The sequence below is a fragment of the Agreia sp. Leaf210 genome, from assembly GCF_001421485.1.
GTDB lineage: Bacteria > Actinomycetota > Actinomycetes > Actinomycetales > Microbacteriaceae > Agreia.
In genome coordinates, this window is sequence record NZ_LMKK01000001.1 from 664,089 (window position 1) to 683,014 (window position 18,926).

Here is an 18,926-nt window from a genome sequence, read left to right on the forward strand (position 1 = left end):
TAAACACTCCTGAAATGGCGCTGGATGGGTTCAGCGAGCAATCTTAGCGGTCGACAGGGGTCAGCCCTTGGCCTCGTCGTAGCTGCCGACGATCGCGACACTCACCGGAAACTGCACCGGCGCCGATCCGAACAGAAGCCGCCCGGCCTCGGCCGCCGACTCGCGCACCTCACGTGCCACCGCCTCAGCCTGGTCGGCGGGCGCGTGCACCACGATCTCGTCGTGCAGAAAGAAGACGAGGTGGGGTCGTTGGCGAAGGGCGGCCTGCGCGCCTGACAGAGCCAGCCTGCGCCGAAGCCCCGCCATCCAGGCGAGTGCCCACTCGGCGGCCGTGCCCTGTACGACGAAGTTGCGCGTGAAGCGGCCCCAGCTGCGCCTCGCGGTCTTCGCGCGGGCCTGAACAGCCTCGCTCGCGCCTTCCTGACGCGCGTCGTCCTGCAGCTCCCGCCATTCGGGCGAGGGGTGGGGAGATGTGCGCCCCAGGTGGGTCGACACCACGGCTCCGCTTTCGCCCAACCGTGCCGCCTCCTCGACGAACCGGATGGCGCTGGGGTAGGAGCGCGCGAGCCTCGGCAGCATACGACCGCTCTCACCCGTCGTCGCGCCGTACATCGCGCCGAGCATTCCGACCTTGGCCGCGGCCCTCGTCTCGACAGCGCCGGATGCGACGATGCCGTCGTAGAGGTCGCGATCACGCCCAGCGAGGGCCATCGCTCGATCGCCCGACATGGCCGTGAGGATGCGCGGCTCGAGTTGCGCGGCATCGGCGACCACGAACATCCACCCCGGGTCTGCGATGACGGCGCCGCGAACCTGGTGGGGCAGTTGAAGCGCTCCCCCGCCGTCGGCCGCCCAGCGGCCGGTGACGACTCCGCCGGGCACGTAGACAGGGCGGAACCGGCCGCCCTCGACCCACGTGTCGATCCAGTTCCAGCCGTTGGCCGTGAGCAGTCGTGACAGCTTCTTGTACGCCAGCAGGGGTTCGATGACCGGATGCTCGTGGCGCGCGAGTTCCCAGCGGTTCGTACTCGAGACATCGACTCCCGCGCGACGGAGCGACTTGACCAGCTCGACGGGTGAATCGGGGTTCGCCGTCGGATCGTCGATGGCAGCGCGGATCTCGAGGAGCAACTCGTGCATGCGGGCCGGCCGCTGCCCGGCAGGCGGGCGCTCTCCCAACAGCTCGACGAGCAACTCGTTGTGCCGGGACGCGTTCCAAGGCAGACCGGCGAACTGCATCTCGATCGCTATGAGGCTGCCGGCCGATTCGGCCGCGAGCAGCAGCGATAGGCGATTGGGATCGGCGGTGCCGGCGACGGCCGCGCGCTGCAGGCGGAACTCCTCGACGGGGTCGGCGCCCGCGGCGTCGTCGCGCCCGCGTTGCACGCCGAGGTCGAAGAGCGTGTCGGTCTCGCCATGCTCGGCCCAGCTGCTCGGCGCGTCCCACGACGAGGCCGGCGCGAGGGCGAGCTCAGACTCCGCGGTCGCCGCCGCGTTGCGCAGAATGGTGTGGCACAGGCGCAGGTCGATGCAGCGTTCGACCTCGACACCCGCGTCGAGCAACCCCGGGTACCAGCGTCGCGTGTCGTCCCAGACCCAGCGCGGCGATTGCTCTTCGCGCTGTGCCACAGCGCGCGCGAACTCGTCGCGCGACACCGTTTCGGGCTGGCCGAGGAGCCTGCCCGCCTCGTCGAGCTCGGTGAGCGTCACAGCCTCGTCTGCGTCGGTGCCGGCGGCCGCGCTGACCGCGATGTGCACGATCAGCTCTCGACGAGCCGACGCCCCTCGAAGGCACGGCCGAGGGTGACTTCGTCGGCGTACTCGAGATCGCCTCCGACCGGGAGCCCGGATGCGAGGCGGGTGACCCGGATCTGCAGCGTGTTCAGCAAGCGGGAGAGATACGTGGCCGTCGCCTCGCCCTCGAGATTGGGGTCGGTGGCGATGATGACCTCGGTGATGTTGACGTCGGCCAGGCGCTGCATGAGTTCGCGGATGCGCAGATTATCGGGACCGATGCCGTCGATGGGGCTGATGGCACCGCCGAGCACGTGATAGAGCCCTCTGAACTCTCGTGTGCGCTCGATGGCGACGACGTCTTTGGCCTCTTCGACCACGCAGATAACGGTTTGCTGGCGCCGAGGATCGCGGCAGATGGAGCAGGTCTCCTGCTCCGAGACGTTTCCGCAGATCGAGCAGAAATGCACCTTGTCGCGCACTTCGATGAGGACCTCGGCAAGACGGGAGACGTCGAACGACTCTGTCTGGAGAATGTGGAATGCGATGCGCTGCGCCGACTTGGGACCGATGCCCGGAAGCCTGCCCAACTCGTCGATGAGCTCTTGGACGATGCCTTCGTACACTTAGCCGTCGCTTCTCTGCGGGTTGCGAGGAGCAACGGGCTGCTCCTCGATGAAATTGGCGCCCAGGATCTCACGCACGACGGCCTCGCCGTAGCGCTGACGGCCGGAGTCGGTCGTCGCGACGGGGGCAGGACGGGCCGGAGGCGTCTCTGGACGACCCCGGGTGAACGTGGGAACAGATGGCGACTCGGACGCTTGCGCCGATGATGGCGTGGAAGCCGATGACGACGCCGGCACGGGTGCCTGCCTCGGGGCGGATGCTGCGGCGGCCTGCGTCGGCCTGAACGCGGGCTCTGCGAAGTCGGGCTCGGGCTCGCGGTCTTCTTCGGGCACCGGCTCGGCCGCCGGGTCGAGCGCGGGATCGGATTGCGGGATGGCGACGACGGCCCAGGAGCTGGTGACCTCGGCGGGCTGCTGCGGCGCGCTCGGCGCCTCGGAACGTGTCGCCGTCGGGCGAGCCGCCGGCTCGGATGCGGGTGGACGCGCAGGCGTGGGCTCCGGCGACCGAGCCGCGTTGCCCTGGGGTGCGGCAGCAGCGCCGGGGTGCTCGACGCGGGCGATGTACTTGACGCGCACACCGAGCAGATCGAGGATCGCCTGGCGCAGGATCTCGCTGACGCCCTGGCCCGGGGCCTGCTGCTGCTTGAACTGGTTGACGTCGTTCTCGCTGGGGAACGCGAGGGTGAGCACATCGTTCTCGAACGCGCGCACTGTGGCGGTGAACACGACGAGCCATGCACTGCGCTTGGTCTTCTGCACCGCCTCGAGAATTTCGGGCCACGTGTCGCGAACCTGCTGCAGGCTGACGGGCCCGGCCGGAACGGCGGCACGCACCGGAGGCTCGGGCTCGGCGGGCGTGGGGGTCGAGCTGGTAGCTGGCGATGCCGACGGCGCCGGGGCTGTCTCTCTGGCCTCAGCTGCGGGGGCAGCGACGGGCTCGGGAGCGGACGAGGCCGGGGCGGACATGGGCTCCGGGGTGAGCTGCGCGACGGGCTCTCTGGCGACCTGCGGCGCCGGCTCGGCCTGCCGACCGATCGCTGCAGCGGCAGGAGGGGATGACACGGGCGCGGTTGCAGCCGGGGCCGCGGCGGCACGCGGAGCATCGGTCGTCTCGACGCCGACGCGACGCTCGAGGCGCTCGATACGGGCAAGAGACCCGCGCTCGGTGTCGTCGCTGGCGGGAACGAGAACGCGGGCCACCATCAACTCGAGATGAAGACGCGGGCTGGTGGCACCGGTCATCTCGGTGAGAGCTGCGTTGACGATGTCGGCCGTTCGCGAGAGTTCGGCGTGGCCGAACTGCTGCGCCTGGTGGTGCATGGCCTGCAGTTCGTCGGTGGGAACGCCTCGCAAGACCGCCCCGGCGGCCTCGATGCTGGTCGTGGCACTGACGATGATGATGTCGCGCAGGCGCTCGAGCAGGTCTTCGACGAAGCGGCGCGGGTCTTGGCCTGTCTGGATGACGCGGTCGACCGCGCCGAAAGCCGCCGCCGCGTCACGCACACCGATGGCGTCGATCACCTCGCCCAGAAGAGCGGAGTGGGTGTAGCCGAGCAGCGCAACGGCGCGCTCGTACTCGACGGTGTTGTTCTCGGAGCCCGCCATGAGCTGGTCGAGGAGCGACAGCGTGTCGCGGGGCGAACCGCCACCGGCGCGCACGACGAGCGGCAGCACACCCGGCGCGACCTGCATGCCCTCGCTGTCGCACAACTGCTGCACGTACTCGAGCAGTTGAGCGGGCGGCACGAGCCGGAAGGGGTAGTGATGCGTGCGCGAGCGGATGGTGCCGATGACCTTGTCGGGCTCGGTGGTGGCGAAGATGAACTTGACGTGTTCCGGCGGCTCTTCGACGATCTTGAGCAGCGCGTTGAAGCCCTGCGGCGTGACCATGTGCGCCTCGTCGAGGATGAAGATCTTGAAGCGGTCGCGCGCGGGGGCGAAGACGGCCCGCTCACGGATGTCGCGTGCGTCGTCGACGCCGTTGTGGCTCGCGGCATCGATCTCGACCACATCGAGCGAACCCCCGCCGTCGCGGCCGAGTTCGACGCAGCTGGGGCACACGCCGCACGGGGTGTCTGTCGGACCCTCTGCGCAGTTGAGGCAGCGAGCGAGGATGCGCGCCGAGGTGGTCTTGCCGCAGCCGCGGGGACCAGAGAAGAGATAGGCGTGGTTGACCCTGTTGGTGCGGAGCGCCGTCATGAGCGGATCGGTCACCTGCGACTGGCCGATCATCTCGGCGAACGCCTCAGGTCGATAGCGGCGGTAGAGGGCGGTGACCATGCAGCAATCGTAACGGTCGCCACCGACACCGTGCCCGTCGCATCCGGTGCCTGTGGGCAGGGCCGCCACCCGGCAGGATGGTGGAATGAAAATACGCCCATTCGACCCCGCCGACACCGACGCCGTCATCGAACTCTGGCGCGTCGCCGGGCTCGTTCGACCCTGGAACGACCCCCGAAAAGACATCGAGCGCAAGCTCACGGTGCAGCCCGAGCTCTTTCTCGTCGGCGAGACCGACGGTGCCGTCATCGCGGCGGCCATGGTGGGATACGACGGTCACCGCGGGTGGGTCAACTACCTCGCCGTCTCCCCGGGGGCGCGAGGTCTCGACTACGGCCGCCGCATGATGGAGGAGGCCGAGCGGCTGCTCGTCGAACTCGGCTGCCCGAAAGTCAATCTTCAGATCCGGAGCGACAACGCAGAGGTGCGCGCGTTCTACGAGCACCTCGGATACACCGAAGATGCGGCCGTCAGTTACGGAAAGCGCCTCATCGCCGACTGACGAGGCCTCGACCCGCGGACGCACTACTGAGGCGCCCACTACTGGGACACCGTGTCTCACAACTCAGTAGTCGGTACCGAGACTCTGAGATCTTTCTCGACGTAGGCTCAATAAAACAAAAACGGGTCGTAGGGGATCATGCATGGGGGTGCACACATGAGCCGGAGGGCGGACCACAGATATGTGGCCTACAAATCCGAGTTGCGCACGTTCGCCGAGTCGGTCGGCGAGCACCGCGAGGCCGAAATAGCCCAGGCCTCGGCGATCGTCCTCGAGGGTGGCTCGGTCATCGTGGCCGCCCCCGCCGGCATGGGCAAGAGCTGGGCTGCCCGTGCATGCGCAGCGGCAGTCGGAGCGCGAGGCCGCACGGTCGAGACGGTGACGTGCGCACGTCTGCGCGCTGACCAGCTGCTCGATCACATGAACACGCATGCGGGCTTGCTGATCATCGAGGACGCGCACCTTCTCGGGATCGATGACATCCGCCGGCTCGCCGATCTCGCGGCCGCTCCAGACAGCAGTGTTCTCATCACCCTCGACTCCGGCGTCTCCTCCTGCACCGCGGCGGACACGGAGCAGAGCCGCCGCGAGTTGACGCTCCTCTGGACGGAGAGAGGCATCCCGCGCGTCGACCTGAGCGGCGTCGGCTACGACGAGGCCGTCACAATCGTCGAGACGATCGCCGGCCCGAACCGTGTCGACGTCGTCACGAGGGCGCGCATCGTGCTGCTCGCTGAAGGCAACCCGCGACTGCTCGAGGAGTTGACACGCGAGGAGTTGTACCGCGGAACCTACTCGGCTCGCCAGCAGAACATGCTGCTGGGGCCGTCGTACATGTCTCCGCGCATCATCGACTTCGTTCGCCCTCTGCTGCAGGGTCTGAGTTCCGAAGAGGAGTACGCGCTCGTGACCCTCGCCCGGCTGGGGTCGACCCCCTTTGCGAGGGCGGCGAGACTCGTGGGCAGCACGGCGCTCAGATCTCTCTTGCGCCGAGGCCTCGTCAGCTATGACCACGGCACCCCGGACTGCGTCGTCGGCCGCTCGCTCTACGCTCGGGCGGCTCTCGCCATCCAGGCGGGCGAGAACCCGCTCGAGGCGCGCCACGTCGTCGAACTGGCGCTTCTCAAGGACGCGGCGGCCGGCGTCGAACTCTCCGGTGCGGAATGCGCCTTCGTCGCCGAATACCTGCTGAACGATCCGAGTCACGATCCGCTCGACGACATGTCACCGGCCAAGGCCGCCGACCTCATGGCGCGTGCCGCACGCCACGCGAATGAAAACGGGATGCCGGGCTCCGCCCGGATGTTCGCTCATCGTTCCCTCAGCTTCGAGCCGACTCTCAACGGGGTCGAGCAGCTCTCACGCTGTCTGGTGAGGCAGGGCAAGTTCCAGGAGGCGGTCGACGTCATCGAGCGCGTCCGAGTTCCGCACGGCGATCCGAAGGAGGATGCCCTCTATCTCTCGTGGTGGATGCAGGTCCTCGGCAGGCAGGGCACGTCGGCCGAGCGGCTTGATCGACTCGAGGCGGAGGCCCGGTCGTGGGGCACTGTCGACTCCGTTCTCGACGAATGGACGGCGTTCTCGAGGGCGCGCTCGCGCATGATGTTCAGCTCCTACGCCGAGGGCGTCGACGAGATGGAGCGCATCGTCGACGGTCGTGATTCGTCGGCGCCATTCGTTCTGCGAGCCATCACCGAGTTGATGCCCTGCTACGTCTACCGCGGGGAGACGTCGAAATTCGAACGCGTTCTGAGCCTCGGCTGGTCGAGGGTCGCGCCGGCCTTCGCCGCGTGCAGCGGCATCAAACGCGGCGACCGCAGCGGGGTCATCACCGAGTTCGTCATGCAGGCCGCTCTGGTTCGCGGGGCCATCGGTCACGACCGCGCCGGTCTTGCGCGCGAACTGGAGTCGTTCGCCCTGCGGACCGTCGATTCGTCCGACGAATTCGGCATGGCTCTGGCCAACCTCGCCTCGGGTCACCTCGCCCTGGAGCAGGGACAGGCAGAGCTAGCGGAGAACGAGCTGTCCAGAGCCCTCGAGCGTGTGGGGTACAGCACCCAGACCAAGTGGACGACCTGGATGCAGATCCTCCGGTCGAATGCGTTGGCCCTCCTCCACCGCTACGACGATGCACTCCTCGTGGAACGCGAGATCTCCCCCATCATCCGGGAGAGCACCCCCTGGCTCGCCCAGTACTCCAGCCACCTCAGTGCGCGGATGAAGGCCCTCGACGGCGACCTGGCCGGATCGGCGGCCGTGTGCCGAGCGATCGCAGACGCCCGGTCCGACTCCCGTTTCTTCGCCGTGCGACCGCTGCACGTCGCGGCTGCCCTCGGAGAGGATCCCGCGCGGCTGGTCTCGGACATCGAGAGGCTCCCCGAGCAGCAGATGTGGGAATCGACACGACTCCTCGAGGGTCACCTGCGCGCGTCGGCCGGCGGTGATGCCGACGAGCTCGAACGCATCGGCACCGAGTTGGCTGAACTGGAGTTCTGGTGGGAGGCGGTGTTCTCGTTCACCACTGCCGCGACGATCCACGCGGACTCCGGAGCTGACGGGCGTCGCGACGCGGCGCTCGCGCGAGCGGCCGCGCTTCGTGTCCGCCTCCCCGATCTGCAGCCGGTCGAGGAAGCCTCAGAGCAGCACGACCCGACCCCCCACACGACGGACGAACTCGAAGCCCGAAGGCTCGCCGCGCTCACTCCTCGTGAGCTCGAGGTGGTCACGCTCGCCGCCGACGGACTCACCAACGCCCAGATTGCCGCACGTCTCTATCTGAGCGTGCGTACCGTGGAGTCGCACATCCTGCAGGCACGAGCGAAGCTCGGTGCCATACCCCGGTCGCAGCTGAAGTCGATCGTGCGAGGATGACGCGGCCGCCGTCGGTGTGATCGTCAGATCACGGCGAGCGACTGTCAGATCACGGCAAGCGTCTGCCGCGCGATCTCCAACTCCTCGTTGGTGGGGATCACGAGCACGGCCACGCGCGACGCATCCGTCGAGATCAGTCGTGCACCGCGCTCGGGCGAGGCGTTGCGCTCCTCGTCGATCTCGATGCCCAGGATGCCGAGGCCTTCCAGCGCGCCCGCACGGATGAGTGGCGTGTTCTCGCCCACCCCTGCGGTGAAGACGATCGCATCGAGCCGCCCCAGGTGCGCCGCGTAGGCGCCCACGTACTGCTTGAGGCGGTGCAGGTAGACGTCGAGAGCGGGCTTCGCATCGGCGTCGCCCGACTTCGCCGCCGCGATCATGTCACGCATGTCGCCGTGGCCCGACAGACCCAGGATGCCGCTGCCGCGATTGAGCAGGGTGTCGAGATCGTCGAAGGTCTGGCCCGTCTTGCGGTGCAGGTGGAACAGCACGGCGGGATCGAGATCGCCCGAGCGCGTGCCCATGACGAGGCCCTCGAGCGGGGTCATACCCATCGACGTCTCCACCGACTTGCCATCGGAGACGGCGCAGGCCGATGCGCCGTTGCCGAGGTGCAGCACGATCGTCTTCGTGTCGTCGAGCGGGCGGCCGAGAAACTCCGCCGCCGCCTCGGAGACGAACTTGTGCGAGGTTCCGTGAAAGCCGTAGCGCCGGATGCGGTGTTGATCGGCGAGGGCCTTGTCGATCGCGTAGGTGTACGCGGCAGGCGAGAGCGTGGAGTGGAATGCGGTGTCGAAGACGGCGACGTGGGGCACGTCGGGAAACGCCTTCTGCGCCGCGTCGATACCTTGCAGGTTCGCCGGGTTGTGCAGCGGAGCGAGGTCGGCGAGGTCTTCGATATTGATCTTCACGAGGTCGGTGACGATCGTCGCCTCGAAGAACCGCTTTCCCCCGTGCACGACGCGGTGGCCGACGGCGACGGGCGGATGCTCGTCGAGCGACGGTCCGTTCGCCCGGAACGCATCGAGCATCACCTGGAAACCCTGCGAGTGATCGCGGATGGGGAGGTCGAGCTCGCTCGTCCCCTGCGCGTTGCTGTGCTTGGAGTGCCCGGTCTCGTCGCCGATGCGCTCGACGAGGCCGGAGGCCAGCACCTCCTCGGTCGTCATCTCGATGAGCTGGTACTTGAACGACGACGAACCAGAGTTCACCACGAGGATCGCGCTCATGCGGATGCTCCTTCGGTTGCGACGGCTTCGACGGGCTGCGCCGCCGCCTGGATCGCCGTGATGGCGATGGTGTTCACGATGTCGGCCACGAGTGCGCCGCGCGAGAGATCGTTGATGGGCTTGTTGAGTCCCTGCAGGACGGGGCCGATGGCGACGGCCCCGGCGCTGCGCTGCACCGCCTTGTAGGTGTTGTTGCCCGTGTTGAGGTCGGGGAAGATGAAGACCGTGGCGCGACCCGCCACCTGGCTCTCGGGCATCTTCGTGGCCGCCACTGCGGCATCCGCTGCGGCATCGTATTGGATGGGCCCTTCCACGAGCAGATCCGGTCGGCGTTCCCGCACGAAGCCGGTCGCCGCGCGCACCTTCTCGACCTCCGCGCCCGAGCCCGATGTTCCGGTCGAGTAGGAGAGCATCGCGATGCGCGGGTCGACACCGAACTGGGTCGCCGTTGCGCTCGACGAGATGGCGATGTCGGCCAACTGCTCGGCCGTGGGATCGGGGATGACGGCGCAGTCTCCGTAGACCAGCACCCGGTCGGCGAGCGCCATGAGAAACACGCTCGAGACCACGGATACGCCGGGCTGGGTCTTGATGACCTCGAACGCAGGGCGGATGGTGTGTGCCGTGGTGTGGGCCGCTCCCGAGACCATGCCGTCGGCGAGGCCCAGCTTCACCATCATGGTGCCGAAGTACGACACGTCGGTGACAGTGTCGCGCGCCTGCTCGACGGTGATCCCCTTGTGCGCGCGCAGTCGGGCGTACTCCTCGGCGAACGGCTGGCGGTACTGCTCGTCGAACACACTCACGATGTGGGCGCCCTCGAGATCGAGACCCAGCCCCGCTGCCCTCGTGCGCACCTCGTCTTCGTCCCCCACGATGGTGAGCTCGGCGATGCCCCGGGCGAGAACGGTGCTCGCGGCCTTCAGAACGCGGTCGTCGTCACCCTCGGGCAGCACGATGTGACGGCGAACGTGGCGGGCCTGATCGATGAGCCCGTACTCGAACATGAGCGGTGTGACCACGGTCGACGAGCTCACGTCGAGCAGCTCGAGCAGCTTCGCGCCGTCGACGTGCTGCTCGAACAGAGCCAGGGCGCTGTCGTACTTGCGCTGGGAATCCGCGGCCAGGCGCCCCCGAGTCGACGTGATGCGCAGCGCCGTGTCGTAGGTTCCGAGGTCGGTCGTCACGATCGGCAGGGTCGAGTCGAGACCAGATATCAGCCGCGTGATCGGCTCGGGCAGCTCGAATCCGCCGTTCAGGATGATGCCGCTGAGCGACGGGAACGTGCCCGAGGCGTTGGCCATGAGAACCGCGAGCAGCACCTCCGAGCGGTCGGCGGGTATCACGACGACGGCGCTCTCGGTGAGGCGCGGAAGCACGTTGACCATCGACATCCCGGCGACGACCACACCCAGCGCCTCTCTGTTGAGAAGGCTCGGGTCACCGGAGAGCAGCGAGCCGGCGGTGGCCTCCACGAGGTGCTGCATGGTGGGAGCGACAAGCACCCGGTCTTCGGGAATGGCCCAGATGGGAACGGATGCGGGGCCGTCGATGGCGGAACCGATCGCATCCCGGATCTCGTCGAGCCGTTCGGGATCGGCGCGGTTCGACACGATGCCGAGCAGGGTGGCGTGCGCCAGTTTGAGCTCGACCTGGGCGAGCTCGGTGAGCTGGCGCATGTCGTCGGGCGTTCGCGATTCGGAGTAGCCGAGCGTCTCGGACGATCCCTGGCCCTTACGGCCTCCGAGCACCAGCAGAACGGGGGCACCGAGGTTCGCCGCGACGCGCGCATTGAACGAGAGTTCGGAGGGGCTGCCGACGTCGGTGTAGTCGGAGCCGAGGATGACCACCGCGTCGCACTCGCGCTCGACCGCCTTGTAGCGCTCGACGATGAGCGACAGGGCGGCATCCGGGTCGTTGTGCACGTCGTCGTAGGTGACACCGATGGTCTGCTCGTAGCTCAGCTCGACCCCGTCGTGCGCCAGCAGCATCTCGAGCACGTAGTCGCGCTCGGCCACGGAACGGGCGATCGGTCGGAAGACTCCGACTCTCTGCAGCGAATGGCACAGCGTGTCGAGCACGCCCAGAGCGATCGTGGACTTTCCGGAGTGGCCTTCGGCTGAGGCGACGTAGATGCTTCTCGACACTTAGGATCCTTCGAACTCGTGGTTGCTTAGGCGCTCCTAACCCTATTCGCTCGCCCTGTCATTCTCTGGGGAGGAAGTCCACATCGGGAGGACGTGCAGACCAAATTAGACCGGGTTCGGGCTGCAGGTGGGATTGGCTCCGAGCAGACCCATGGAGGCGGTCGATCCCGACCATGCGGACCGCCATCCGGTCCCGTCGGCGGTCTGCAAGTACAGGCCGTAGCTGCCTCCCAGAAGACCCCCCAGCAGGGATCCGCTGAACGTAGTGGTGTAGGTTCCGGCAGCTGGCCCGCTGGTGGTTACTCCTTGGCCGAGAAGCGCCACCGTGACGTTCGACAACACTGCGCCTTCCGAGACCCCGTAGGCGACGTTCGCGGGCACCACGTAGCCGGTTCCGGCGGGGAAGTTCCATTTCACGGTGACCACCGGGTTCGCGCCGAGAAGACCGCTCGTAAGCACGCAGCTCTGAACGACGGGCTTCGGAATGGTCATAGCGACCAGAGTGGCATTGGCCGTCTCGCGGTCGCTCCACGCCGCCTCCGTGTGCTCGAGGTGACTCGCGCCCCACCCCGCGACGAGAGTCACGCCCAGCATCAGAGCCACGATTCGGCTGCCGCGGCGCATCAGGCGACGCTCCCTCCGAACGAGCGTGCCCCGTGCCGGCCTCGCGCTCGTCGTCCACGCCGTGCGGAACGCGGCCAGAAGTACCAGGTGATGAACGACGCGACCGCGACGGTGACGGCACCGAGCGCGAGCGGGTTCGACATCGCCACGACGGCGACGGCGAGCCCGGGAATCGATGCCATGACCAGGCGCACGGTCGACACGGTGTACGGGGCGGGATCGTCGACGGGGTTGGCATCTCCGCGCAGCGTCAAGACGCTCTGCCCGTCGGCGCCCGGCTCCGCGGCGACCACCCGGTGCGTGACCGGCAGCTGGCCGGGCCGATCGACGGTCACGACGTCACCGACGCGGGCCTCGGATGCCGGGATCTCGCGCACGATGGCAAGCGAGCCGGCGGGGATGGTGGGCGACATCGAGCCGGTCTTGAACATGATGAGCGTGATGTCGAAGATGAGCGCGGCGAGAGTGAGCGCGATACAGACAGCGCCCAGCACGGCCGCGATGTTCAGAAGCACTTCACGCACCGCCCCACGCCGGCGCGTGGGCGACGCTGTCCGCTCGTTCGCGTCGGCCTCGCCCTCGTCCTGAATTGTCGTCAGAGTCGCGGTCATGAGCTCGAGCTCGCCTTGACTTCCCAGACGGCCGTCACGCTCTGGCCCTGCAGTTCGTTCGCCGCGTCGGAGTTCATCGACACCTCGAAGCAGAACTGAGTCGCCGCCCCCTGATTGGCGGCGACCGATGTGGTCGGCAGGGCGACCGCGCTGGTGAGGGCCACGCTCGTGGCTGTCGATCCCGCGGCCCCCGCGGTACCTACGATGAACGACGTCGGGGCAGGATTCGCTCCTGCCTGGAACAGAGCCGCACCACACGTCGCCCCGACGGGATAGCGCACCACGCGGTAGCGCATGGCACCCGCGAGCGCCGCGTTGCCGTTCGTGGGGGGCTGCAGAGCGAGCGTGCCATCGAGCGACAGCGCCTTGGTGCGTACCCAGAAGGGTGCGTACTTGACCGTGGTCGGAGACATCCCTCCCGCCGGGAACGCGAAGCTCAGCGGAGCGGCGGCTGTGGAATCCGCCCAGCTCGTGCCGGAGTTGATCGACGATTCGGTGTCGAAACGGCTAGCCGTGAACGTAGCCTGGCCGAATTCGCTGTCGGCCCAGGCCGCCATGGTCAGCGAACCTCCCACGCCGAGCACGAGCCCGCCGGCCAGGATCGCCCTGATGCGCGCGAAGCGTCGACGACGATCCTCAGCCCGGCGCGCGTGTGAGCGGCGCGTCATGCTCAGTCGTTGTCCGAGACCGACTCGGCGGCGAACTGCCAGGTCACCGTCGCGTCGGCTCCCTCGATGAGGCCGGCGCCCGCGGTCACGATGAGGCAGAGGTTGACCGGAGCTCCCGCGACGGCGCCGGCGCCCTCGGCCAGGCTGAATGTCGCGGCACCCGCGGTCGTCGGCACGGCGCCGGCCGCGACCAGCACGTCGCCCGTCGTGTCGGCGTCGCACTCGAAGTCTGTGGTCGTCAACACCTCGTACGTGAGATTGGCCACGTTGGGTCCCGCACCCGTGCTGCTGAGGGTGATGACGGCGTCGGCCGTGGTGTCGGCATCGAGGCGCACCGCGAACGGCGCGTACACGACATCCTCCGGAGCGAGGTTGAGCGGCTCGACGACGAACGCGAGCGGCGCACCGGGTGCTGTCTCGTGGTCGCTGAACCCGGCTGCGATCGTCTCCTGTCCCTCGAGGTTGAACGAACCGGCCCCGAAGGCGCCGGTGGCGAACTCCGAGTCGTTCCACGCCGCGAGGGTGACCGCGGCCCCGACTCCGAGCACGAGCCCACCCGCGAGTATGGCTCGAACGATCCCCGCACGCTTTCTCGTGTGCTCTGTCTTCTCGCGCTCGCTGATTGATGTGCTCATGTCGGTGCCCCTCGAGTCCCCCGGATCGGTTGCCGTAACGAACGGCCTGATTCCGACATGGTGGAACGAGAAAGAGCGGCGGACACCACGAATGCGTGATGTCCAGCAGAGAGAGGCCGACATTCCAGTAGTCGCCGTCTCGGGCCCCAGTAGTACTGGCACAAAAGAAAAGACCCCCCGCGCACCCGCCAGAGCCCGGTTACCCTTGCTACGTTTCCGTCCTGGGGGAGTTGGCCTGGATGGCGCCACGCGGGGAGCCGTCAACCACTTTACGCGAGGTTGTGTGCTCAACGCGACCTGAGGTGTACTTGACGCATGCGTATTGCAATTGCGGGCGGTCACGGCAAGATCGCCCTGATCCTCCAGAAACTCCTCAGCGATGCCGGCCATGAAGCCGTCGGCCTCATCCGTAACCCCGACCACGCGGCCGATCTGCTCGTGGCCGGCGGCATCCCCGTCGTTCTCGACCTCGAGCAGGTGTCGGCCGAGACGCTCGCCGCCGATCTCGCCGGGGTGGATGCCGTGGTGTTCGCGGCCGGCGCCGGCCCCGATTCGGGAGCGGATCGCAAGCTCACCGTCGACCGGGATGCGGCCGTGCTGCTCGCCGATGCGGCCGTGCTCGCCGGTATCCGTCGTTACGTGATGATCTCGGCCATGTCTGCGGACTCGTTCGAGCCGGACTCCGACGACGTCTTCCAGGTCTACCTGCGTGCGAAGAGCGAGGCCGATTCGGCCGTGCGCCAGCGCGACCTCGACTGGACGATCATCAGGCCGGGTGCCCTGACCGACGATCCCGGAACCGGCCTGGTGCACCTCGCCGAGAGCACGGGCCGCGGGTCGATCCCCCGCGCCGATGTGGCCGCCCTCGTGTTCTGCAGCCTGGTCGACGGCGTCGGCCTGCACGCGCAGTTCGAGGCGATCGAGGGCGACGACCCCGTCGCCGAGGCGCTCACGATGGCGCGTTACTGACGCCCTCTCGCCCGAGAAGACCCCCGAACGCACAAACCCCTGATCGAGGCATTTACTGCTTCGATCAGGGGTATTGGCGGTGGCGGAGAGATTCGAACTCTCGATAGGTTGCCCTATACACGCTTTCCAAGCGTGCCTCTTCGGCCGCTTGAGTACGCCACCTCTGTTCGTACGAACCTGACTATCCTAACCGATCGAGCACATCGATCGCGCGCTCTCTCGCGTCGAGCGTCGGATCTCGTTCAGGCGGTCGGGGCAGGGCCGAGTTCGTCGAGCAATTGCTGCATCTTCACGTAGGCCCTGTTTCGGTACGCGACGAGCTCGGGTGTCCTGTCGGCCGCGATGTCGATAAAGCCGCCACCGGTCTTCGTTCCCAGCCTGCCGGCGTCGACCAGGTCGCTCAGGATCTTCGGTGTCGCGAACCGCTCGTCGAAGCGAGTCTGCAGCGAGGTGTAGCAGAACGAGTACACGTCGAGTCCTGCCATGTCGGCGATGAGAAACGGCCCGAAGAAGGGCAGTCGGAATCCGAAGGTCGTGCGCACGATGGTGTCGATGTCCTCTGGCGTCGCCACGCCCTCCTCGACGAGTTGGGTCGCCTCGTGAAAGAGGGCGTACTGCAGGCGGTTGAGCACGAATCCGGTGGAATCGGTGATGCGCGCACTCGACTTTCCGGCGGCCTCGAGCAGCTCTTCGACCGGCGGCAGAATCGAGGCGTCCGTCAGTTCGTGCGGAATCAACTCGACTCCGGGGATGAACGGCGCGGGGTTCGAGAAGTGGATGCCGACGAAGCGCTCGGGAGCGACCACGGCCTCGGCGAGAGCGTTGATCGAGATCGTCGATGTGTTGCTGCCGATGATCGTCGTGGCGTCGGCGGCCGCGCTGATCCGCGCGAGCGTCTCGTGCTTGACCGCTAGGATCTCGGGCACGGCCTCTTCGACGAAGTCGACTCCGCCGACCGCGGCCTCGATCGACTCCGCTGCGACGACATTTCGTTCGATGGTGGCGGCGGCCCCGTCGGGAAACAGGCCCTCCGCCTCGAATTGCGCCGCCTCGGAGATGATGCGCGCGAGATTCCTCGCGGCGATCTCCTCTGAGATGTCGGCCAGACGTACCGAGGCGCCGGCGAGGGCCAGCACCTGGGCGATCCCTCCGCCCATGTATCCGGAGCCGATGACGGCGACGGTTCTGATCATGATGTCTCTCCTCGTGTTTCGTGCTGCCGTTCGCGGCTCGATGCAGTCATGCCAGCTCCGTGGCGACTCGTTCGGCTATCAGAGCGAGCGAGGTGGCGCCGGCATCCGGATGCCCGAGGCTCTTCTCGGCGAGGGGGCGCGCGCGGCCGAGTGCCGGCCGCAGACGGGCGGTCTCGACGGCCGCCTGCGTTGCGGCGGAGGCCGCCGCCCGGAGTGCCGCGCCGAGCGGCGCTCCCGCAGCCAGCTCGGAGGAGAGCGTCTCGACGTAGGGCACCAGGGCGTCGATCATGGTCTTGTCGCCCGGTTGAGCCTTGCCCAGGTGCTGGATGCTGTCGCGTGCAGCGCGTGCCGCGTCGACGGCAGCCTCGGCGTCGGAGTCAGGATTCCCCTCCGCCGCGTCGCCCATGGCTCGAAGCGCGGCACCCCAGAGTGCACCGGATGTTCCGCCGGCCTCATCGCTCCAGGCCTCGCCCGCGTTCGTCAGCAGCTCCCGGATGCCGATATCGGGAGAGTCGCGGGCGATACGCACGGCCGCGTCGATGCCATGAACCATGCCGACGCCGTGATCGCCGTCGCCGGCGATCGCGTCGATGCGGCCGAGGTCGTCACGGTTCTCGTGCAGCGTCTCCTGCACGGCGACCATCAGGCGCAGCGCGAGGGCGGCTCGGGCCGCGGATATCTCCGAGACCTCCTCACGCTCGGCGGCGGCGTCGACCTGCGGCTCCCCTCGCGACGCGGGCGCAGCCGAGGAGGACTCGGAGGTGACCGCCACCGACGGAGCAGAGCCCTTGCGGTAGGCGGGCGACGAGGCCGGATCACGCCACAGACTCTCGATCTCGTCGTCGAGCCAGACGAGTGTTACCGACACACCGGCCATGTCGAGGCTCGTGACGAGTTCGCCGCACTCCGGCTCGACGATGGTGATGCCGGCAGCCTCCAGTTCATCGGCGACGCCCGAATACAGCACAAAGAGTTCTTCGTATTTCACCGTGCCGAGGCCGTTGACCAGTACGGCCGCCCGGTCGCCGCGGTCGTCACGAGCGTCGTCGAGCAGTCGGGCAACGAGGAGTTTCGCGAGTTCCGCGGCACGCATCATCGGCACCTCGTCGATGCCGGGTTCGCCATGGATGCCGAGGCCGATCGACAACTGCCCCTCGGGAACCGTGAAGAGCGGCTCCTCGACCCCCGGAAACGTGCAGCCGCTGAAGGCGACGCCGAGGCTGCGTGTGCGGCGGTTGGTCTCGCGGGCGAGGCGCTCCACGTCGTCTAGCGACAGTCCGCGCTCCGCCGCCGCTCCGGCGACCTTGAAGACCGCGAAGTCGCCGGCGATGCCGCGACGCTTCTCCATCTCGTCGGGTGAGGCGCTCGCGATGTCGTCGGTCACGAGAACCGTGCGCACATCCCGCCCCTCGGCGCGCAGTCTCTCTTCGGCCGCGGCGAAATGCAGCACGTCTCCCGCGTAGTTGCCGAAGCTGAAGAGAACTCCCGCGCCCGAATCGACGGCGGCCGCCACTCTGTAGGCCTGCCCGGCCGAGGGCGATGTGAACACCTGCCCGCACACGGCGGCGGCGGCGAGCCCGGGGCCGACGAGGCCCGCAAACGCCGGGTAGTGGCCCGACCCACCGCCGATCACGAGCGCGACCCGCGACGAGTCAGGGCGCCCGCGCCGCACGACTCCACCTTCGACGAGCTCCACCTCGTCGGCATGCACCCGGGCGAAGCCTGTGAGCGCCTCCGCCGTGAAGTTGTCGGGATCATTGAATAGACGCGTCATTGCATCTCACTTTCTGTACTCGCTCGTTATTCAGTAAGCCGAAGGCCTCGAGGGCGCGCTGGCCGGCACGCTCAACGAGCCCTGCCGCACGCGGCTGGTGCCCAGCGTGTAGTCGGCCGTCTTGGGCAGCGCATGCCTGAGCAGATAGTCGCGGTTCGCCGCGCACACGCTCAGCCCGTCTCCGCCGTAATTCTCGGTGCATAGGATGCCCTGGAACCCCGCCGCTATCGCCGATGCGATCGCGGCTCGATAGTTGATGAGCCCGGACTCCATCGGCGCCGGCACCGCGAAATACTGTTCCTTAGCCCTGTCTTCGTCTCGGGCGTAGTTCTTGACGTGCCAGAAGTTCGCGTAGGGCACGGTCTTGGCCACGAGTTCCTCCCACGACTCCACCGGACGATGCAGTCGGATCAGGTTTCCGATGTCGGGATTCAGACCGACGTTCGCGAGGCCGATCTCCTCCACGAGGCGCACCGACGAATCCGCCGATCCGAGGTAGGTGTCTTCGTAGAGTTCCAGAGAGACGAGTAATCCGAGCTCCTCGGCGTGACGGCCGAGCTCTCGAAGCCTCGACACCGCGAGCTCCCACGCGTCGACGTCGTCGGGGTCGTCGCGATGGCCCTCGACGGTCCAGAACCAGAGCTGCTCGCGCTGCTCGGCGGTGAGCGTCTGATGCAGGCCGAACGACACGACCTCGATGCCCAGTCGCGCGGCCGCCTCGAGCGTGCGATGGCTGTACGCGAGGTTCTCTGCGCCGTTCTCTGCATCGATGACGCTGCGCCTGATCGCCGAGATCGAGGCGGGTCGGAGCCCCGCCCTCTGGGACGCCTCGGCGAGATCCTCGAGGCGCTCGGCAGACAGGTCGCCGACCTTGACCCAGTTGTCGGTGAAGTCGACACAGGTGAACCCCGCGTCGGCCACCTCGTCGAGCACTCGTGCCCACTCCTCGGGTTCGGCGTCCTGCACCGGCACGCCGCTCGGGGCGACGGCCGAGAACGGCAGCATGCTGGCGGCGATGGGCCAGTCGGCTCGGGAGAGACTCATCGGTGACCTCGTCGTGATC

At 67.8% G+C, this 18,926-nt stretch carries 15 protein-coding genes, 1 tRNA gene and 1 other RNA gene; 3 read left to right on the forward strand and 14 right to left on the reverse strand.

The features are described 5' to 3' along the window. Positions 1–60: 60 nt before the first annotated feature. The 3 genes from ASE64_RS03140 to ASE64_RS03150 are packed head-to-tail and all read right to left on the reverse strand — an operon-like array spanning position 61 to position 4,640. Positions 61–1,758: a bifunctional 3'-5' exonuclease/DNA polymerase gene (locus tag ASE64_RS03140; RefSeq protein ID WP_235480477.1), complete on the reverse strand. Its 1,698-nt coding sequence runs from the start codon at positions 1,756–1,758 to the stop codon at positions 61–63. A 2-nt stretch (positions 1,759–1,760) separates the two neighbouring features. Next, entirely contained in the window at positions 1,761–2,360 is a 600-nt protein-coding gene (gene recR / locus ASE64_RS03145) for a recombination mediator RecR (RefSeq protein WP_055775757.1), read from the reverse strand. Then, on the reverse strand, positions 2,361–4,640 hold the full coding sequence (locus tag ASE64_RS03150; protein ID WP_055775760.1) for a DNA polymerase III subunit gamma and tau: 2,280 nt from the start codon (positions 4,638–4,640) through the stop codon (positions 2,361–2,363). A gap of 85 nt (positions 4,641–4,725) precedes the next feature. On the opposite strand from ASE64_RS03150, the gene ASE64_RS03155 reads away from it, so the two are divergent. After that, entirely contained in the window at positions 4,726–5,142 is a 417-nt protein-coding gene (locus tag ASE64_RS03155; protein WP_055775763.1) for a GNAT family acetyltransferase, read from the forward strand. 183 nt (positions 5,143–5,325) lie between these two features. Then, a complete protein-coding gene (locus ASE64_RS03160; protein ID WP_055775766.1) occupies positions 5,326–8,013 on the forward strand; it encodes a helix-turn-helix transcriptional regulator in 2,688 nt (895 codons plus the stop codon). Between the two features lie 44 nt (positions 8,014–8,057). Here the strand turns inward: ASE64_RS03160 and ASE64_RS03165 are convergent, their stop codons facing one another. The 7 genes from ASE64_RS03165 to ffs all read right to left on the reverse strand — a co-directional run bounded on the left by ASE64_RS03165 (position 8,058) and on the right by ffs (position 14,189). Next, positions 8,058–9,242 carry an acetate/propionate family kinase gene (locus ASE64_RS03165; protein WP_055775769.1) on the reverse strand — a complete coding sequence of 395 codons (1,185 nt, stop codon included), beginning with the start codon at positions 9,240–9,242 and terminating at the stop codon, positions 8,058–8,060. Continuing rightward, complete coding sequence (gene pta, locus ASE64_RS03170; RefSeq protein ID WP_055775772.1) at positions 9,239–11,389, reverse strand: phosphate acetyltransferase; 2,151 nt, start codon at positions 11,387–11,389, stop codon at positions 9,239–9,241. The genes ASE64_RS03165 and pta overlap by 4 nt, the downstream gene beginning before the upstream one ends. Positions 11,390–11,494: 105 nt before the next feature. Continuing rightward, positions 11,495–12,013 (reverse strand): hypothetical protein, encoded by a 519-nt coding sequence (locus ASE64_RS17305; protein ID WP_156351619.1) that lies wholly within the window; start codon positions 12,011–12,013, stop codon positions 11,495–11,497. Further along, on the reverse strand, positions 12,013–12,624 hold the full coding sequence (locus ASE64_RS17310; protein ID WP_156351620.1) for a signal peptidase I: 612 nt from the start codon (positions 12,622–12,624) through the stop codon (positions 12,013–12,015). The genes ASE64_RS17305 and ASE64_RS17310 overlap by 1 nt, the downstream gene beginning before the upstream one ends. After that, on the reverse strand, positions 12,621–13,292 hold the full coding sequence (locus ASE64_RS03180; protein ID WP_055775777.1) for a SipW-dependent-type signal peptide-containing protein: 672 nt from the start codon (positions 13,290–13,292) through the stop codon (positions 12,621–12,623). The genes ASE64_RS17310 and ASE64_RS03180 overlap by 4 nt, the downstream gene beginning before the upstream one ends. A 2-nt stretch (positions 13,293–13,294) precedes the next feature. Continuing rightward, positions 13,295–13,927 carry a SipW-dependent-type signal peptide-containing protein gene (locus ASE64_RS03185; protein WP_082465858.1) on the reverse strand — a complete coding sequence of 211 codons (633 nt, stop codon included), beginning with the start codon at positions 13,925–13,927 and terminating at the stop codon, positions 13,295–13,297. A 165-nt stretch (positions 13,928–14,092) separates the two neighbouring features. Then, positions 14,093–14,189: signal recognition particle sRNA small type (ffs, locus tag ASE64_RS17045), an RNA gene on the reverse strand. Positions 14,190–14,242: 53 nt separating this feature from the next. Here ffs and ASE64_RS03190 point away from each other — a divergent pair. After that, positions 14,243–14,896: an SDR family oxidoreductase gene (locus tag ASE64_RS03190; protein WP_055775780.1), complete on the forward strand. Its 654-nt coding sequence runs from the start codon at positions 14,243–14,245 to the stop codon at positions 14,894–14,896. Positions 14,897–14,970: 74 nt separating this feature from the next. Here ASE64_RS03190 and ASE64_RS03195 read toward each other — a convergent pair. The 4 genes from ASE64_RS03195 to ASE64_RS03210 all read right to left on the reverse strand — a co-directional run bounded on the left by ASE64_RS03195 (position 14,971) and on the right by ASE64_RS03210 (position 18,907). Then, positions 14,971–15,058: transfer RNA gene (locus ASE64_RS03195), tRNA-Ser, on the reverse strand. Between the two features lie 80 nt (positions 15,059–15,138). Continuing rightward, positions 15,139–16,089 carry a 3-hydroxyacyl-CoA dehydrogenase family protein gene (locus ASE64_RS03200; RefSeq protein ID WP_055775784.1) on the reverse strand — a complete coding sequence of 317 codons (951 nt, stop codon included), beginning with the start codon at positions 16,087–16,089 and terminating at the stop codon, positions 15,139–15,141. Between the two features lie 46 nt (positions 16,090–16,135). Continuing rightward, positions 16,136–17,863: a dihydroxyacetone kinase family protein gene (locus ASE64_RS03205; RefSeq protein ID WP_055775787.1), complete on the reverse strand. Its 1,728-nt coding sequence runs from the start codon at positions 17,861–17,863 to the stop codon at positions 16,136–16,138. Between the two features lie 30 nt (positions 17,864–17,893). Further along, positions 17,894–18,907, reverse strand: coding sequence for a sugar phosphate isomerase/epimerase family protein (locus ASE64_RS03210; RefSeq protein WP_055775790.1), 1,014 nt, complete (start codon positions 18,905–18,907; stop codon positions 17,894–17,896). Between the last annotated feature and the right edge of the window lie 19 nt (positions 18,908–18,926).

What these genes read in the sequence shown, in the direction of transcription:
- ASE64_RS03180 (WP_055775777.1), bottom strand. Translation starts at nt 13,292, where the DNA reads ATGACGCGCCGCTCACACGCGCGCCGGGCTGAGGATCGTCGTCGACGC.
- ASE64_RS17310 (WP_156351620.1), bottom strand. Translation starts at nt 12,624, where the DNA reads ATGACCGCGACTCTGACGACAATTCAGGACGAGGGCGAGGCCGACGCG.
- ASE64_RS03150 (WP_055775760.1), bottom strand. Translation starts at nt 4,640, where the DNA reads ATGGTCACCGCCCTCTACCGCCGCTATCGACCTGAGGCGTTCGCCGAG.
- ASE64_RS03190 (WP_055775780.1), top strand. Translation starts at nt 14,243, where the DNA reads ATGCGTATTGCAATTGCGGGCGGTCACGGCAAGATCGCCCTGATCCTC.
- ASE64_RS03185 (WP_082465858.1), bottom strand. Translation starts at nt 13,927, where the DNA reads ATGAGCACATCAATCAGCGAGCGCGAGAAGACAGAGCACACGAGAAAG.
- ASE64_RS03165 (WP_055775769.1), bottom strand. Translation starts at nt 9,242, where the DNA reads ATGAGCGCGATCCTCGTGGTGAACTCTGGTTCGTCGTCGTTCAAGTAC.
- ASE64_RS03205 (WP_055775787.1), bottom strand. Translation starts at nt 17,863, where the DNA reads ATGACGCGTCTATTCAATGATCCCGACAACTTCACGGCGGAGGCGCTC.
- ASE64_RS03200 (WP_055775784.1), bottom strand. Translation starts at nt 16,089, where the DNA reads ATGATCAGAACCGTCGCCGTCATCGGCTCCGGATACATGGGCGGAGGG.
- ASE64_RS03210 (WP_055775790.1), bottom strand. Translation starts at nt 18,907, where the DNA reads ATGAGTCTCTCCCGAGCCGACTGGCCCATCGCCGCCAGCATGCTGCCG.
- ASE64_RS17305 (WP_156351619.1), bottom strand. Translation starts at nt 12,013, where the DNA reads ATGCGCCGCGGCAGCCGAATCGTGGCTCTGATGCTGGGCGTGACTCTC.
- ASE64_RS03155 (WP_055775763.1), top strand. Translation starts at nt 4,726, where the DNA reads ATGAAAATACGCCCATTCGACCCCGCCGACACCGACGCCGTCATCGAA.